The organism is Arthrobacter sp. L77, assembly GCF_000816565.1.
GTDB lineage: Bacteria > Actinomycetota > Actinomycetes > Actinomycetales > Micrococcaceae > Arthrobacter_D > Arthrobacter_D antioxidans.
In genome coordinates this window covers 773,798-788,935 of the sequence record NZ_JWSU01000006.1, presented here as the reverse complement: position 1 = coordinate 788,935, position 15,138 = coordinate 773,798, and the positions used below count along the sequence as shown (strand labels likewise).

Genomic DNA, 15,138 nt, shown 5'->3' with positions numbered 1-15,138 from the left:
CCGGCGGGGCTCGACGGACCAGCCCGGGACGGGCCCGGCGACTGGTGCTGATGGTACTGATGGTGCGCAAGAGGGGACTTGAACCCCTACGTCCGAAGACACTGGAACCTAAATCCAGCGCGTCTGCCAATTCCGCCACTCGCGCTCGGGATGCCGCTCACGCGGAGGGCATTCCTTCGTCCTTCACTGTAATGCCAATGGGCCGGTGGCCCTGGTTGCCGAGGGCTCCCTACCGGTCGATCCCGAGGTCGCGACGCAGCTTCGCGACATGACCGGTGGCGCGCACGTTGTACTGGGCCACCGCCACCCTGCCCTCTGCGTCGACCACAACGGTGGAGCGGATCAGGCCCTCGTAGGTCTTCCCGTAGTTCTTCTTCTCCCCCCAGGCCCCGTAGGCCTCCGCGACGGCGTGGTCCTCGTCCGAGAGCAGGGGGAAGGTGAGCGATTCCTTCTCGGAGAAGGCGGCCAGCTTGCCCACCGGGTCCGGCGAGATCCCCAGCACCGTGTACCCGGCGGCACCGAGGGAGGAGAGGCTGTCGCGGAAGTCGCAGGCCTCGGTGGTGCAGCCGGGGGTGGCGGCGGCGGGGTAGAAATACACGATGACGCTGCTGCCCCTGAAGGAGGACAGCGTCACCTCCTCGCCGGTGGCGTTCCTGAGCGTGAAATCGGGGGCGTGGGCGCCCGTGACCAGTCGTTGCGACATACATCCTCCTGAGGATCGATGGGATGGCGGCGCCCCGGGACGTGCCGGAGGGCAGGGACCCGCCGCCCGGCATGGAGAGATCGGGCAGCCGGCCTAGCTATCATAGGTGGAAGGTCCGACGCCGACGGCGGCCGCCGGTCTCGCAAGCGAGAGGAAGTGCACGGTTCTATGCCCGATCTGGAGCAATGGCCCACCGGTCGACTGCTGACGACAGCGGCGCGTCTGGTCGAGCACGCATGGAATGAGCGTCTGGTCGACATCGGGGTGACCCACGCCGGCGTGATCGCCCTCGGCGTCCTTGAGGACCAGGGCGCGATGACGCAGGCCAGCCTCGCCCAGATCGTGCGCGTGCAGGCCCAGACCATGGGCAAGACGCTCTCCCGGCTCGAGTCCCGGGGCCATGTGACGCGCGTACGGAACGACCTGGACCGACGCTCCCACATGGTGTCGATCTCGCCCGCGGGGCGCAAGGTCCTCGAGGCCTCCGAGGACATCGAGCGCACCCTGGTCCCCGGCGGGGGGCTGGTCTCCGAGGAGCTGCGGAACCACCTGCAGACCGTCATCCGGGAACTCGGAGCGCCACGCTGGAGCTCGACGCCTGCGGGCGCGGCATCGCGCGGCGGCGCCGACGGTTCCGACGCCGCCGGGCCGGCCGCCACCGTGCCCAGCTGACCCGCCCCGGTCCCCACGGCTCCGACGGAAGCCCCTTGCCCGGAAGGCAGGGGGCTTTCTGCGTGGATGAAGAACGGCTTCGCTTCGCAGGCAACCACGGGGGGCGTCGCGGCGACGGGTCGCTCCGGATGCCGGCCTTGTGAATCACTGTGTCGGGGCGATCGCGGTCGCCGTCGTTCGCCTACTGTGGTCGAACGGATCGAAGACGGTATTCATCGATTCGGACGATCGAGAACACGCCCGACAGACATGGGTGATCTGCTCGATCCAATCAGGGGGGAAACCACATGGCTGAATCAAGACTTGTCCCGCAGAAGCCCACGGGGGCGTTCATCGGCGCCAGCTGGGTCGCGTTGCTCGTCGGAGTGTCGTCCTATCTCATCGGTCTCTGGAACGCGACGAGCATGGAACTCAACGAGAAGGGGTACTACTTCACGATCCTCCTCTTCGGATTGTTCGCGGTGATCTCGATCCAGAAGACGATTCGGGATCGGGCCGAAGACATCCCGGTCACGAATATCTATTACGGCGTGGCATGGTTCTCCGTCATCGCGTCGCTCTCGCTCCTGGTGATCGGTCTGTGGAATGCGGACATGCTGCTGTCCGAGAAGGGTTTCTACGGTCTGGCCATGCTGATGTCCCTCTTCGGGGCTATCACCGTCCAGAAGAACGTGCGGGACACGGCAGTGTTCGCCGAGGTCGAGAAGGCCGAGAACCCGAAGCGGAAGCTCTTCTCCGGCCAGGATGTCCCTGCCGTGATGCCCGGGTCCGCTCATCGCCCTGACTCCACTCCGAGCCATGGTCGACCAGGATGACACGTCGAAGGAATGGTTCAGCGCACGCGGACCTGTCCTGCACCCCGTAGTTCCGGGATCCGTCGATCGACGGACCCATGTGCCGGAAGCAACGCCGAGTGGGAGTATGCGCTGATGCGGTGGACGGGGGACGTAGAGCGTGGTGCCTGGATCGGGTCCCGGCTGAACGGGCCACCGGGATCGGCGGGCAGCATCGTCCCGTCGGGCTTCGAGGCCTACGCCCGGGTCCTGCATCCCTCCACGGTGACCCGGTACGACCCCAAGGGCCACGGTGATCCCCGGGAGGACTACTCCGAGGAAGCGTGGACGTGGGCCCGGATCGCAGCCCACACGGGGACCGTCATCCATCCCCAGGTCCAGTGGATCCGGGTGGCAGGCCACCAGTACGATCCGATACTGCTCCCGGGAGGCAGGAGCGCCGACCCGCCTCCGCTGGGTCACCTCGACCCCGCGGTCCTGGCCCACGTCATGACGATCGCCGGTGGACACACCGGCACGCCCGACGACGTCACCGCCGCCCTCTGGGAGGGATGGGCCATCGATGCGGGAACCGTCTGGTTCGAGGCGTTCGCGCCGGAGGGTGACGCCGAGGACGAGGACACGCGCTCCGTTCAGCCGCAGCGCCCGACGGTGGACCGCGCCCTGTCGGAACTGCTGAAGCGGGGGCCGTTCCTCGAACTGCCCGGGCGCCGCTACGTCCTGCTGGCCACCGGTGCTCCGGAGCTGACGGATCCGGCATGGCCACTGGCGGCCGGCATGGGGTGGACCGACCGACTGCCGGGGCCCATGCCGCAACTGATCTGGCCGTCCGATCATGCGTGGGCCATCGCCTCGGAGATCGACGTCGACTCGACGCTCATCGGCGGCACCTACCGCCTCATCAACGAGTTGATGGCCCACCCCGCCATCGAAGCAGTCAGAGTCGGAGAAACGACGGACCTCACCTGGGACGCCGACGACATCAACAGGGTCACCTGAGCGGCCAGGCCAGGCCGGACCGTCCGCCGGCCGCGGGCGTCGGCACGGACCGATCGTCGGAGGTCTTCTCCTGCAGGGAACCACCCGGACAACGAGAGCGAGCAGTCACCGTGATCCCGCATCCCCCCTCCGTGCCGGAGTCGCGCAGGACCGACAGCCCCGTCCTCCACGTCCAGCATGAGCAGGGGATGGACCTGTTCTGGAGAGGGATCCTGGTCCTTGCCCTGCTCCTCGTCGCGGCCATCGGCGCAACCTTCATCGGGGTACCCGTCGCGCTGATGGTGACGTTCCGGAATCCCTGGCTCCTGGTGACCCTGGTCTTCGTCGTGACCGGAATCCTGCTCCTGGTCCGGACCGTGGCCGCGGCCCGGACGACGGCCTGGCGGGCACGCCACCGCTCGAGCTTCGTCCTGCGCGAGGGCCGGATCGAGACGACGGAGTGGAACACCGTGGGCGCCGAGGACCCGGTGCGCCGGATCATCCCGATGCGGGAGGTGGTCTCGGTGATCGTTTCCTACCGGATCCTTCGCCGCGTGATCCTGATCGGGAACGGCGGCGGGACGTTGACCGAGACGGCGCCGATCCTGCATGTCCTCTTCGACCAGGACGGGAGCCGCCGGATCAGCAGCGTGCCCTTCCCCTCCCACGAGGACCCCGCGGTCGACACGTGGATCGAGGCTCTGCGGAAGCATCGCATCGAGCTGGGCTACACCGCGCGGCCGCTCTCGTGGAAGGAGGAGGGCCACCTCAGCGACGAGGCCCGCCTCGAGTACTTCGCGACCACCGAGGAGGTCATCGACTTCCCCGATACCGGCGGCTGGCTGGGGAACACGACTCGGCTGGACCACCGCTGGCATCAGAACCTCAGGCAGGTCCGGGAGCAGGCGGAGCGACTCGACCCGGCCCTGCGGGAGCGGCGTCTGACGCCGGGCGCCGGTCAGTGGATCTCCGGTGCGTGGTTCGCCGGCATGTACGCGGCGGGTGCGGGCTTCCTGCTGCCCCACCTCGTGCAGAGCGGGCTGCTGCCTGCCACCGCGTGGCCGTTGCAGTTCCTCGTGGTCCTTCCCGCAGCAGCGTTCTTCTTCCTGCCGCTGCGCCGTGGCCTGAGGTGGTACCACGCCGTGGTGTGCTGGCTGCTGTTGGTGGTCACCGCATTCGCCGTTCTCGTCGGCACCGTGACGATGGGGCCTGCGGCCGAGGAGACGGCGATGATCGGTGTCGGGCTGACCGTTCTCTCCGCAGGTCTGCTGTGGATCCCCTACCTGCTGGTGAAACGCACCGTGCCCGGAACCAGCCAGCCGGAGTAGGACGTCAGGCCCGGGCGGAGATCTGCTGCACCGCCCAGCCGTTGCCGTCCGGGTCGCTGAAGAACACGAACCCGACGTTGTCGAGCGCCGTCCCGCCCTGCCGCACCGCATCCGGGTCACCGCCCATCACCTGGATATCGCCGACCTCGACGCCGCGCTCGACGAGCTGCGCGTGCGCCCGGAGCACGTCCGGAACGACCAGCTGGAGTCCCTGGAGGGAGCCCGGGGGCATGCGCGGCACGACGCCCTCGCCGATCACGATCGAGCAACCGGAGCCCGGCGGCGTGAGCTGGACCAACCGGTTGCCGGGGCCCATGGTGATGTCGTGGTCGACCACGAAGCCCAGCTGGTCGGAATAGAAGGCCTTGGCGCGATCGATGTCGGCCACCGGCACGACCACGACTTCCAGTGTCCAGTTCATGAACTGCTCCTCGATCCGCTCGCGTGCAGGGATACGGCAGTGATACTGCCAGCACGGACCCGTCGCCGCAATGGCACACAGCGGGCCGAGGAAACGACGGCCCGGTGGGCGGAGACGGCACGAGCCTCCGGGCCGTACATCCACGGGGTGGAAAAGGGAAGACCCCCACCCGTTCGGATCTTTCCGGCCCAGCCCCCTTGCATACTAAGCGTGCTGATGTTGTGTTGGGACACGTCAGTGTCGAGCGCCCATCGGAGAACAGCATGCAGACCACCGCCGAAGCCCAGCCGATCGTCCTGGCCCGTCCGAGCAGCCCTGCCCATGCCGCGGTGGACGGACACACAGGCCGCGTCCGTCAGGACGGTCCGCTGAAGGCCGCCCTGCAGGACGACATCGCCCTGCGGCACCTGGACATCGCCGAATCGGTCGCGCGGTCCTTCGCCGTCGCCGGCCCCGAGGCAGCGGACATCCGCCAGGTCGCCTACCTGGGACTGATCAAGGCCGTGCAGCGCTTCGACCCGACGCGCGGCATCCCGTTCGCCTCGTTCGCGGTCCCCACGATCAGTGGTGAGATCAAGCGCTACCTGCGTGACTCCTGCTGGGTGGTCCGGCCGCCCCGGGAGGTGCAGGACCTCCGCACGGAGATCGCCCGCACGGCTCCTGCCCTGGCCCAGCGGCTCGGCCGCGAGGCCACCGCCCGCGAGCTGGGCCTCGAACTCGGCCGGCCGGAGGGCAAGGTCCTCGAAGCACAGGCGTGCTCCACGAGCCTCAGGCCGGTGTCGCTCGACGCGCCCGTCGAGGGGCGCACCTGGGCCGACACCCTGGCAGGCGATGCGAACGGCACGGAGCGCAGCGACGACATGATCTCCCTGCGCGGTGCGGTCAACGAACTGTGCCGCAGCGAGAAGGAACTCCTCTACCGCCGGTACTTCATGGAGCAGACCCAGCAGGGCATCGGCGACGAGCTCGGCATGTCCCAGATGCAGGTCTCGAGGGCACTGGCGCGCATCCTCGTGAAACTGCAGAAGAGGCTCCTCGGCGCACCCGCCGCCGGGGAACGGCAGGCTGCGCGGTCCGGTACCGCCTAGGAGATCCCGTGGTCCGCCGCTGCGGCCAGCACCTGGTCGACCGTGACGGCCAGCAGGGCCGGATCCGGCGCGGCGGAGAACGTCTCGCCCACCCGCACCGACTCGTCCGTCAGGACGGTGTGGGGTCCGGGCGGCGGTCCCCACTCCGAGGGAGGCGCGGGTCCGAACAGCACCACCGAGGGCCGCGCGTAGGCGGAGGCGAGGTGGGCGGCCCCCGTGTCCGCGGAGATCACGAGGGACGCGCCCGCCACCAGGCCCGCGAAGACGTCGAGGGGCAGGTCCCCGGCGGCGACCGACGCCTCCGGCAGGCCGGCGGCGTCGGCCACCGCGAGCGCTCGCGGTCGCTCCTTGCCACTGCCCGTGAACACCACCCGGTGACCGGCGGCGGCCAGGGTGCGCGCCACCTGGGCGAACCGTTCCACGGGCCAGAGCCGGCTCCCATAGGCGGCCCCGACATGCACGACGACGGCGCCCGGCGCCGGATTCCCGACATCGGGTACCCGGAGCCTGCAGTCCAGCGGATCGGCGGGGACCCCGTGCCAGCTCACGAGCGACGCCCACCGCTCGCGCTCGAGGATGCCGTCGCGCCACTCGGGTCCGTCCCAGCCGGGGGAGCGGTGCCCCATCCGGCGTCGGGCACCGATCTCCTGGAGGCGCCCCCTGCTCTCCCCGCCGCTGCCGTGGAGGTTCACGGCGAGGTCGATCCTGCCGTACTCGATGGGCAGCGGATCGTCGAGGCCGTGCGTGGGCAGCAGGTCGTCGACGGCGTCGGTGAGCGGGATGACGGGACGCAGCCACTCCTGGGCGGCGTACAGGATGCGGTGCTCCGGGAACGCACGCCGCAGTCCCTTCAGGGCGGGCACCGCCACGAGGAGGTCGCCGAGCTTCAGGGCGCGCAGCGCCAGGATCTCGGGACGCCCGTCCGGTGCGGGGGTCGAGGCGGGCACCGTCCGGGATCCGGCCCCCGGACGGTGCCCGGTCGGTCGTGCGGACGTGCCTGTGGTGCCGGTGCCCTCGGAAGTCATGGGTCCGATCCTGCCAGAGGATCGGTGCCGCACCGGTCGGGCGTGCGAGGGCGCCGCCGGGAAGAAGTTCGGCGGAAAGTGTTTAGCAGTGCTCCTGCCCGGGAACTAAGCCTGTATGCATACTTCGGCCGGACCCACGCGGACAGCTCCCCGGGCCGTCCTGTTCGACCGCGACGGGACGATCGTCGTGGACGTCCCCTACAACGGTGATCCCGCGCTCGTGCAGCCCATGCCCGGGGCGCGCGAGGTGCTCGACGGGCTGCGCTCCCGGGGTATCCCGGTGGGCGTGGTGACCAACCAGTCGGGGATCGCCAGGGGACTCGTCACCCGCGACCAGGTGGACGCCGTCAACGCACGCGTCGAGGAACTGCTCGGACCGTTCGACGTCTGGGAGCTCTGCCCGCACGGGTCCGGCGACGGCTGCGGATGCCGGAAGCCCGCCCCGGGGATGGTCCTCGCGGCCAGCGCCCGCCTGGGCCTCGATGCCGCGGACGTCGCCGTGATCGGGGACATCGGCGCGGACATGGGAGCTGCGGCCGCCGCGGGTGCGCAGGCCGTCCTCGTCCCGACGAGCGTCACCCTCGAGGACGAGATCCGCTCGGCTCCCGCCGTCGCCCGGACCCTCGCCGAGGCCGTCGACACGCTGTGGACGGTGACGCCGTGAGGCGCCGGGTCCTCGTCGCCCGCCTCGACAGCGCCGGGGACGTCCTCCTCGCCGGGCCCGCCGTCCGGGCCGTCGCCGCGGGAGACCACGGGGACTCCCCGAACGACGTCGTCATGCTGTGCGGGCCGCAGGGCGCCGCGGCGGCCCGCCTGCTGCCCGGCGTCGTCGACGTCGTCACCTGGTCCGCGCCCTGGATCGTGGACCCGGCCCCCGAACCCACGCCGGAGCTGGTGGCCGGACTCCACGACGCCGTGGTGGCGCTCGCCGTGGACGAGGCCGTGCTCCTGACCTCGTTCCACCAGTCCCCGCTGCCGCTCGCGCTGCTGCTCCGGCTCGCCGGCGTCCGGCGGATCGCGGGCGCGTCCGTCGACTACGCCGGCTCGCTCCTCGACGTGCGGCTCAAACCGGGCGAGGACTTCCCGGAGGACCAGCCGGAAGCCGAACGGGCGCTCGGTATCGCCGAGGCGGCGGGCTACGCCCTGCCCCCGGGCGACGACGGCCGCCTGCAGGTCACGGGCCTCACCGACGCCGCGGCCGTCGTCGGCGACGGGCCCTACGTCGTCGTCCACCCGGGTGCCTCCGTGCCCGCCCGCGCCTGGCCCCCGCTGCACCACGCGGCCGCCGTCGAGCTCCTGACCGCCGCAGGCTTCCGCGTGGTCGTCACCGGCGGGCCGGACGAGACCGGACTGACCTCCACCGTCGCCGGCCCCGAGGCCCTGGACCTCGGAGGCAGGACCGACCTCGCCACGCTGGGGTCCGTCATCGCCGGGGCATCCGTCATCATCACCGGCAACACCGGCCCGGCGCACCTGGCGGCCGCCGTCGGCACCCCGGTGGTCTGCCTGTTCTCGCCCGTGGTCCCGGCGGTCCGCTGGGCGCCCTACCGGGTGCCCGTGGAACTGCTCGGCGACCAGGACGCCGCCTGCGCGCTCAGCAGGGCCCGCGTCTGCCCCGTGCAGGGGCATCCCTGCCTGTCCGGCGTCTCCCCGGAGGACGTCGTGGACGCCGTCCTCCGGCTCAGCTCCGGGATATCGTCACTCGGCTCACGCCGCAGCATCGGCCGCACCGAGGGCCGCCGACCAACGAGGGGGCACCGATGAGGATCCTGTTATGGCACGTGCACGGAGGGTGGACCGACGCCTTCGTGCGGGGGGAGCACACCTATGTGCTGCCCACCACGCCCGACGGCGGGCCCTGGGGCCTCGGCCGCGCCGGCCGCGACTGGCCGGCCTCCGTCGTCGAGGTGGCACCGCACGACCTCGCCGACGCCGGCATCGACGTCGTCGTCCTGCAGCGGGTCGAGGAGATCGCCGAGTGCGAGCGGCTCCTGCGGCGCACCCCGGGCCGGGACCTCCCCGCCGTCTTCCTCGAGCACAACACGCCCCGCCGGGACATCGTCGGCACGGTCCACCCGCTGGCGGGCCGGACGGACATCCCGATCGTCCACGTCACCCACTTCAACGCCCTCTTCTGGGACGACGGCGGCGCACGCACCACGGTGATCGAGCACGGCATCGTGGACCCGGGCTACCTCTACACGGGCGAGCTCGAGCAGCTCGCCGCCGTCATCAACGAGCCCGTGCGCCGTGGCCGCATCACCGGCACCGACCTGCTGCCGCGCTTCGCGGGCGTCGCCCCGCTGGAGGTCTTCGGGATGGGGACGGACGGGCTCGCCGACGCCCTGGACCTCGCCCCCTCGGAGCTGCGCATCGGTGGCGACCTGCCCATGGCGCAGCTGCACGCACGGCTCGGGCTGTCCCGGGCCTACGTCCACCCGCTGCGCTGGACGTCCCTCGGGCTCTCGCTCCTCGAAGCGATGCACGTGGGGCTCCCGGTGCTCGCCCTGGCCACCACGGAGGCGTCCCGTGCGGTGCCCCCGGAGGCGGGAGCGATCTCCACGAGCGTCGACGACCTCGTCCGCATGGCGGCACGGCTCGTCGCCGACCCCGACGAGGCCCGGACCAGGGGGCAGGCAGCACGGGAGGCGGCCCTCGCACGGTACGGGCTGGCCCGGTTCCTGGCCGACTGGGACGACGTCCTGGAGCAGGAACCGACACGGCACCGCGTCCTGGCGGTCACAGAGAGGAAAGCCCAGTGAGGATCTCGATGGTGTCGGAGCACGCGAGTCCGCTGGCCGCGCTGGGGGGTGTCGACGCCGGAGGGCAGAACGTCCACGTCGCCGAGCTGTCCCTCGCGCTGGCCCGCCGCGGACACGACGTGACGGTCTACACGCGCCGCGACGACCCGGCCCTTCCGGACCGGGTGCGCACCGACCCGCGCCTGGAGGTCGTCCATGTCACCGCGGGCCCCGTCCGGAACGTCCCGAAGGACCTGCTGCTGCCCTACATGGGCGAACTGGCGGCGGGCATCGTGGAGGACTGGGGGCAGGAGCCGCCGGACATCGTGCACGGGCACTTCTGGATGTCCGGGCTCGCCGCCCTCGACGCCGCCGGACGGTCACGCGCCGCGGGCCGGCCCGTGCAGGTCATCCAGACCTTCCACGCCCTCGGCACGGTCAAGCGCCGCCACCAGGGCGCCGAGGACACCAGCCCGTCCGAGCGCCTCATGCTCGAGGCCATGGTGGGACGCAGCGCCGACCGCATCGTCGCGACGTGCTCGGACGAGGTGTTCGAGCTCAAGGCCATGGGCATCCCGGGCAACCGGGTGTCGATCGCCCCGTGCGGCGTCGACGTGGAGCTGTTCACGCCGCACGGGCCCGTGGAGGCCCGCGCCCGCGCGCACCGCATCGTGAGCGTGGGACGGCTCGTCCCGCGCAAGGGCATGGACCTCGTGATCCGGGCGATGCGCGAACTCGCCGACCTGGGCCGCGACGACGTCGAACTCCACATCGTGGGGGGCGCCGGCAGTTCCACCGGACTCGAGGACGACCCGGAGGCGCAGCGCCTCCGCGCGCTCGCCGCCGACCTCGGCGTCGCCGACCGCGTGGTCCTGCGCGGCCAGGTGTCACGGGCGGAGATGCCCGCGGTGCTGCGCAGCGCCGACGCCGTGGTCTGCGCGCCCTGGTACGAGCCGTTCGGGATCGTCCCGCTCGAAGCGATGGCATGCGGCGTCCCGGTGATCGCCGCGGCCGTCGGCGGCCTCGTCGACACCGTGGTGGACGGCACCACGGGACTGCACGTCCCGGCCCAGGATCCGGCGGCCATCGCGGCGGCCATCGCGGGGATCGTGGGCGAGCCCGACTGGGCCCGCGCGCTCGGTGACAACGGCTACCGCCGTGTGAAGGCCCGCTACTCGTGGAGCCGCATCGCGGCCGACACGGAGAAGGCCTACCAGGCGGCCCTCGCCGCCGCAGCACCCGCAGAACCGGCCACCGCGCGGCGCAGTGCCGCGCGTCGACTCGAAAGCACAGGAGGCAGGGCACTGTGACCACGCATCTCACGGACATCCCGTCCGACATCCGCTCGGACCTGATCGCTGACGCCGTCCCGACCACCGTGCAGGAGGATTCGCGGCGACTCGTCCTGGACCACCTCCGGGCGGTCACGCCGGCCCTCGAATCCCTCGCCCTCAACGCCGACACCCTGGCCGGCTGGGGCGTGGAGATGGCGGACCGCCTGCTGGCCGGCCGGCGGCTGCTCGCGGCCGGGAACGGCGGGTCCGCCGCCGAGGCCCAACACCTCACGGCGGAGCTCGTGGGCCGGTTCGACGGCGAGCGTGAACCGTTCTCGGCGATCTCCCTCCACGCGGAGAGCTCCGCGGTCACGGCGATCGCCAACGACTACGGGTTCGAGCACCTGTACGCCCGTCAGGTGAGCGCCCACGGGCGGTCGGGGGACATCCTGGTGCTCCTGAGCACGAGCGGCAGGAGCCCCAACCTGCTGCGCGCCGTGGAGGCCGCCCGCTCGGCCGGCATCACCACCTGGGCGCTCACCGGAGCCGGACCCAACCCGCTCACCGAGTGCGTCGACGACTACGTCGCGGTCGACGCCCAGTCCGCCAATGCCCAGGAGGGCCATCTCATCGCCCTCCACGCGATCTGCCGGGCCTTCGACGCCGAGGTGCACCGCCGCCGCCGGGAGGAACAGCGATGAGGATCGTGGTGGTCGGCGACGTCCTGCTCGACACCGACCTCTCCGGCGGGGCCGGACGGCTGTCGCCGGACGCGCCCGTGCCCGTCGTCGACGTCGACGACGTCCGGCGGCGCGCCGGGGGAGCGGGCCTCGTGGCCCGCATGCTGCACGCCGACGGGCACGACGCCGTCCTGGTCACCGTCCTCGCGGACGACGAGGCGGCGGGACTCCTGCGGACCGAACTCGAGGGTGTGACCGTCGTCGCCGGACCCTCCGGAGCGCCCACGCCCGTCAAGACGAGGGTCAGGGCGTCCGGCCAGGCGGTGGTCCGGTTCGACGAGGGCTGTGCCACGCCTCCCGTGCCGGGCACCACCGACGCGATGCTGGCCGCCCTCGACGGCGCCGACGCGATCATCGCGGCGGACTACGGCCGCAACCTGCTCGCCAACGGGGATCTGCGGGCCCGCCTCCAGGCGCTCGCCGGGACCATCCCGGTGGTCTGGGACCCCCACCCCTCCGGCGCCCGGCCCGTGCCCGGCGTGGCCGCCGTGACGCCCAACCTCGCGGAAGCCCTGCGGTTCGCCGACGTCCAGGGTTCCGGGACGCGTGCCGCGGCGGCGGCCGCCGAGGTCCTGCTCTCCGCCTGGGGGAGCAGGGCCGTGCTCGTCACCATGGGCGACCACGGAGCCCTCGTCGCAGCGGCCGGCCTCCTGCCCCAGGTGGTGCCCGCACCCCCGGTCAGCGCCCCCGATCCGTGCGGAGCAGGAGACCGCTTCGCCTCGGCCCTCGCCGTCGGACTCGCCGAGGGAGCACCGATCGACGCGGCCGCCCAGCAGGCCGTCGAGGCCGCGGCGCACTTCCTCGCCTCCGGGGGTGTGGCCACGATGGGCCGGCGGCGCGAGGACGCACCGCAGCTGCTGCCCGTCGACGGGCTCGACGCCCTCGACCTCGCACGGCGGACGCGTGAGGCAGGCGGGACCGTCGTGGCGACCGGCGGATGCTTCGACCTCCTGCATGCCGGGCACGCGCGGACCCTCGCCGCGGCACGCCGGCTGGGCGACTGCCTGATCGTCTGCCTCAACTCGGACGCTTCGGTGCGCGGGCTCAAGGGGGAGAGCCGGCCCATCATCAAGCAGGAGGACCGCGCGGAGCTGCTCCTGGCCCTCGGGTGCGTGGACGCCGTCGTGGTGTTCTCCGAGTCCACGCCGGAGAACGCCATCTCCCGCCTGCAGCCCGACATCTGGGTGAAGGGCGGTGACTACGCCGCCGAGGACCTCCCCGAAGCCGCGCTGGTGAGCAGCTGGGGCGGCAGGACCGTCACCGTCCCGTACATCCCCGCACGTTCCACCACGAAACTGGCAGCCGCGCTCGCCCGCGTCGGCTGACCTCCAGAGATCCTCCGGCCCGTCCGGCCGGCCCCGTGCACGCTACGAAAGGAACGCACATGACCGAGAACACGACGACGACCACGACCGGCAACGGCTTCAACCCGGGACGCGTCCTGGTGACCGGCGGAGGCTCCGGCCTCGGCGCGGCCATCGTCCAGGGTGTCCTCGCCGCAGGAGGCACCCCCGTGGTGCTGGACCGCGACATCAGCCGGGTGACCGGCGTCAAGGCCTTCGAGGTCGACGTCGCCGACCGCGAGGCCGTCGAGACCGCGGTCCGCGAGGCCGCCGAGATGATGGACGGCCTCGACGCCGTCGTCACCGCCGCCGGGATCGACCGGTGCGGCGCGCTGGACACCGTGCCGGCCGACGAGTGGGAGAAGGTGATCGGCGTGAACCTGATGGGCACCGCGTCCACCGCCCGCGCCGCCCTGCCGTACCTGAAGAAGACCCACGGCCGCGTGGTCACCATCGCCTCGACCCTCGGCATCAAGGCCGTGGGCGACGCCACGGCCTACTGCGCCTCCAAGTTCGGGGTCATGGGCTTCTCGCAGGCCCTGGCCGCGGAGACCACCGGGCAGATCGGCGTCACGACGATCATCCCCGGCGGCATGAAGACGCGCTTCTTCGACGACCGCGACGAGCAGTACAAGCCGCAGGACGACTCCCGCCTCAACGATCCCGAGCGCGTCGCCGAGGCGATCCTCTTCGCGCTCTCACAGCCCAGGAGCTGCGAGATCCGCGAGATGGTCATCGCCCACGCAGAAGAAGGCTCGTGGCCCTGAGTTCGGCCACGTCCGCGTAGACGGCCGCGGGCTGGACGGCGGCGACGATCGAGTCGTCGTGCTCGCAGCGTTCCGCCGTCCACCCCACCTGGGTGACGTCCACGCCGCAGACCGGGCAGTGCGTCACCCAGGAGAAGTGGACGCGGTGCAGGGTCCGGCCGATCGCCCCCGCGTTGATCATGTTGCCGATCCAGTAGACGCCGACGGTGGGCGTCCCCACCGCCTGCGCGAGGTGCCGGGGCCCGCTGTCGTTACCCACCAGCACGGCACTGCGGTCCAGCACGCCGGCCAGTTCGCCGAGCGAGAGCTGCCCCGCGAGCGACCTGACGTCCGCCGCCGGGTCCTGCGCGAGCGCGAGGCTGACGATCTCCTCGGCCGCCGGCACGTCCGTCGCATCCCCGACCACCACCACCTCGCAGCCGTCCGCGGCCGCGCGCACCGCCACCTCGGCGAACGACGACGACGGCCACCGGCGGCGCGGATCCGTGGCGCCGGGATGCAGGGCGACGACGGCACCCGCACCGGTCAGCTGCGCCGCCCGCTCCACCTCCTCGGGCAGGACCCTCACCCGCGGCTCCAGATCCACGGGCACGGCCCCGGCCAGGCCCACGACCTCCAGGGCGCGGAACACCTCGTGCTGGTAGTAGACGTAGGGGATGGTGCGTTCCAGCGCCGCGGCGTCGGGCGTGCGGGTGCCGACCGTGTGGCGGGCCTCCAGCCGCAGGATGAACGGGTTCGAGTTGCGGCCGCCACCGTGCAGCTGGACGGCGAGGTCGAAGGACCCCCGGATCCCGTCGAAGAACGCGTCCACCGCCTCCGGGTCCTCGTCCCCCGGGCGGACCCCCGGGGAGACGGGCAGCTCCACGACCGAGGACACCGGTCCGGGTCGGCCGTCGAGCAGCGCCGCGTGGCCGGGCATGCCGAGCAGGGTGATCGCCGCGTCGGGATAGCGGGCGTGGAGGGCGGAGATCGCCGGCATCGCGAACATGAGGTCGCCGAGGCCGCCGCCGCGCAGGACGGCGATCCGCCGGATGTCCCCGAACGGTTCGAGGACGGGTCCCACCGCTCGCGCCGTGTCCTGCCGTCCGCCGAAGTCCGCCGCCGTCGTGCCGTCCTGCATGGGTGTCCTCTCCGTCCGCCGTGTCCTGTGACCGGCCGCTGTCCAGCGGTTCCCCGCCGTGCGGGACGGCCACCGCCGCTCCTCCTGCCACCATATGCTAAGCCTGCTGATGACTGCGGCACGGAGAGGAGAAATCGGCCCGCC

At 72.0% G+C, this 15,138-nt stretch carries 16 protein-coding genes and 1 tRNA gene; 12 read left to right on the top strand and 5 right to left on the bottom strand.

Translation table 11 applies throughout. The annotated features are described in order from the left end of the window. Positions 1-60: 60 nt before the first annotated feature. Positions 61-145 (bottom strand) — tRNA-Leu (locus RY94_RS13790). 84 nt (positions 146-229) lie between these two features. Next, a complete protein-coding gene (gene bcp, locus RY94_RS13785) occupies positions 230-703 on the bottom strand; it encodes a thioredoxin-dependent thiol peroxidase (protein WP_043445992.1) in 474 nt (157 codons plus the stop codon). 168 nt (positions 704-871) lie between these two features. On the opposite strand from bcp, the gene RY94_RS13780 reads away from it, so the two are divergent. The 4 genes from RY94_RS13780 (at position 872) to RY94_RS13765 (ending at position 4,475) form a co-directional block, all read left to right on the top strand. Next, the gene (locus RY94_RS13780; protein WP_052274359.1) at positions 872-1,375 is read left to right on the top strand and encodes a MarR family winged helix-turn-helix transcriptional regulator; all 504 of its coding nucleotides are present in this window, start codon (positions 872-874) and stop codon (positions 1,373-1,375) included. A gap of 287 nt (positions 1,376-1,662) precedes the next feature. Beyond that, positions 1,663-2,190, top strand: a complete 528-nt coding sequence (gene yiaA, locus RY94_RS13775) for an inner membrane protein YiaA (protein ID WP_082046357.1) — start codon at positions 1,663-1,665, stop codon at positions 2,188-2,190. 114 nt (positions 2,191-2,304) lie between these two features. Beyond that, the gene (locus RY94_RS13770) at positions 2,305-3,168 is read left to right on the top strand and encodes a hypothetical protein (RefSeq protein WP_043445989.1); all 864 of its coding nucleotides are present in this window, start codon (positions 2,305-2,307) and stop codon (positions 3,166-3,168) included. A 110-nt stretch (positions 3,169-3,278) separates the two neighbouring features. Next, entirely contained in the window at positions 3,279-4,475 is a 1,197-nt protein-coding gene (locus RY94_RS13765) for a hypothetical protein (RefSeq protein WP_043445987.1), read from the top strand. Positions 4,476-4,479: 4 nt separating this feature from the next. On the opposite strand, the gene RY94_RS13760 is transcribed toward RY94_RS13765, so the two are convergent. Then, on the bottom strand, positions 4,480-4,896 hold the full coding sequence (locus tag RY94_RS13760) for a VOC family protein (RefSeq protein ID WP_043445985.1): 417 nt from the start codon (positions 4,894-4,896) through the stop codon (positions 4,480-4,482). 263 nt (positions 4,897-5,159) lie between these two features. Between RY94_RS13760 and RY94_RS13755 the strand changes: the two genes are divergently transcribed. Continuing rightward, positions 5,160-5,984, top strand: a complete 825-nt coding sequence (locus tag RY94_RS13755) for a sigma-70 family RNA polymerase sigma factor (protein ID WP_082046356.1) — start codon at positions 5,160-5,162, stop codon at positions 5,982-5,984. On the opposite strand, the gene RY94_RS13750 is transcribed toward RY94_RS13755, so the two are convergent. After that, complete coding sequence (locus RY94_RS13750) at positions 5,981-7,009, bottom strand: glycosyltransferase family 9 protein (RefSeq protein ID WP_082046355.1); 1,029 nt, start codon at positions 7,007-7,009, stop codon at positions 5,981-5,983. The two genes, RY94_RS13755 and RY94_RS13750, sit on opposite strands and share 4 nt — an antisense overlap. A 115-nt stretch (positions 7,010-7,124) precedes the next feature. On the opposite strand from RY94_RS13750, the gene RY94_RS18455 reads away from it, so the two are divergent. Genes RY94_RS18455 through RY94_RS13715 form a run of 7 tightly spaced genes read left to right on the top strand, consistent with a single transcriptional unit; the run spans position 7,125 to position 13,874 of the window. Next, positions 7,125-7,673 (top strand): D-glycero-alpha-D-manno-heptose-1,7-bisphosphate 7-phosphatase, encoded by a 549-nt coding sequence (locus RY94_RS18455; protein WP_043445983.1) that lies wholly within the window; start codon positions 7,125-7,127, stop codon positions 7,671-7,673. Then, complete coding sequence (locus RY94_RS13740) at positions 7,670-8,773, top strand: glycosyltransferase family 9 protein (protein ID WP_052274427.1); 1,104 nt, start codon at positions 7,670-7,672, stop codon at positions 8,771-8,773. The genes RY94_RS18455 and RY94_RS13740 overlap by 4 nt, the downstream gene beginning before the upstream one ends. Further along, entirely contained in the window at positions 8,770-9,771 is a 1,002-nt protein-coding gene (locus RY94_RS13735) for a glycosyltransferase (protein ID WP_043445980.1), read from the top strand. The genes RY94_RS13740 and RY94_RS13735 overlap by 4 nt, the downstream gene beginning before the upstream one ends. Continuing rightward, on the top strand, positions 9,768-11,060 hold the full coding sequence (locus RY94_RS13730) for a glycosyltransferase (RefSeq protein ID WP_052274358.1): 1,293 nt from the start codon (positions 9,768-9,770) through the stop codon (positions 11,058-11,060). Before RY94_RS13735 ends, RY94_RS13730 begins: the two co-directional genes overlap by 4 nt. A gap of 41 nt (positions 11,061-11,101) precedes the next feature. After that, positions 11,102-11,725, top strand: a complete 624-nt coding sequence (locus RY94_RS13725) for a D-sedoheptulose-7-phosphate isomerase (RefSeq protein WP_052274426.1) — start codon at positions 11,102-11,104, stop codon at positions 11,723-11,725. After that, complete coding sequence (locus RY94_RS13720) at positions 11,722-13,089, top strand: PfkB family carbohydrate kinase (protein WP_043445976.1); 1,368 nt, start codon at positions 11,722-11,724, stop codon at positions 13,087-13,089. The genes RY94_RS13725 and RY94_RS13720 overlap by 4 nt, the downstream gene beginning before the upstream one ends. A 59-nt stretch (positions 13,090-13,148) precedes the next feature. Beyond that, positions 13,149-13,874: an SDR family oxidoreductase gene (locus RY94_RS13715; RefSeq protein ID WP_043445974.1), complete on the top strand. Its 726-nt coding sequence runs from the start codon at positions 13,149-13,151 to the stop codon at positions 13,872-13,874. On the opposite strand, the gene RY94_RS13710 is transcribed toward RY94_RS13715, so the two are convergent. After that, on the bottom strand, positions 13,840-14,994 hold the full coding sequence (locus RY94_RS13710; protein ID WP_043445972.1) for a glycosyltransferase family 9 protein: 1,155 nt from the start codon (positions 14,992-14,994) through the stop codon (positions 13,840-13,842). The two genes, RY94_RS13715 and RY94_RS13710, sit on opposite strands and share 35 nt — an antisense overlap. Positions 14,995-15,138: the final 144 nt, after the last annotated feature.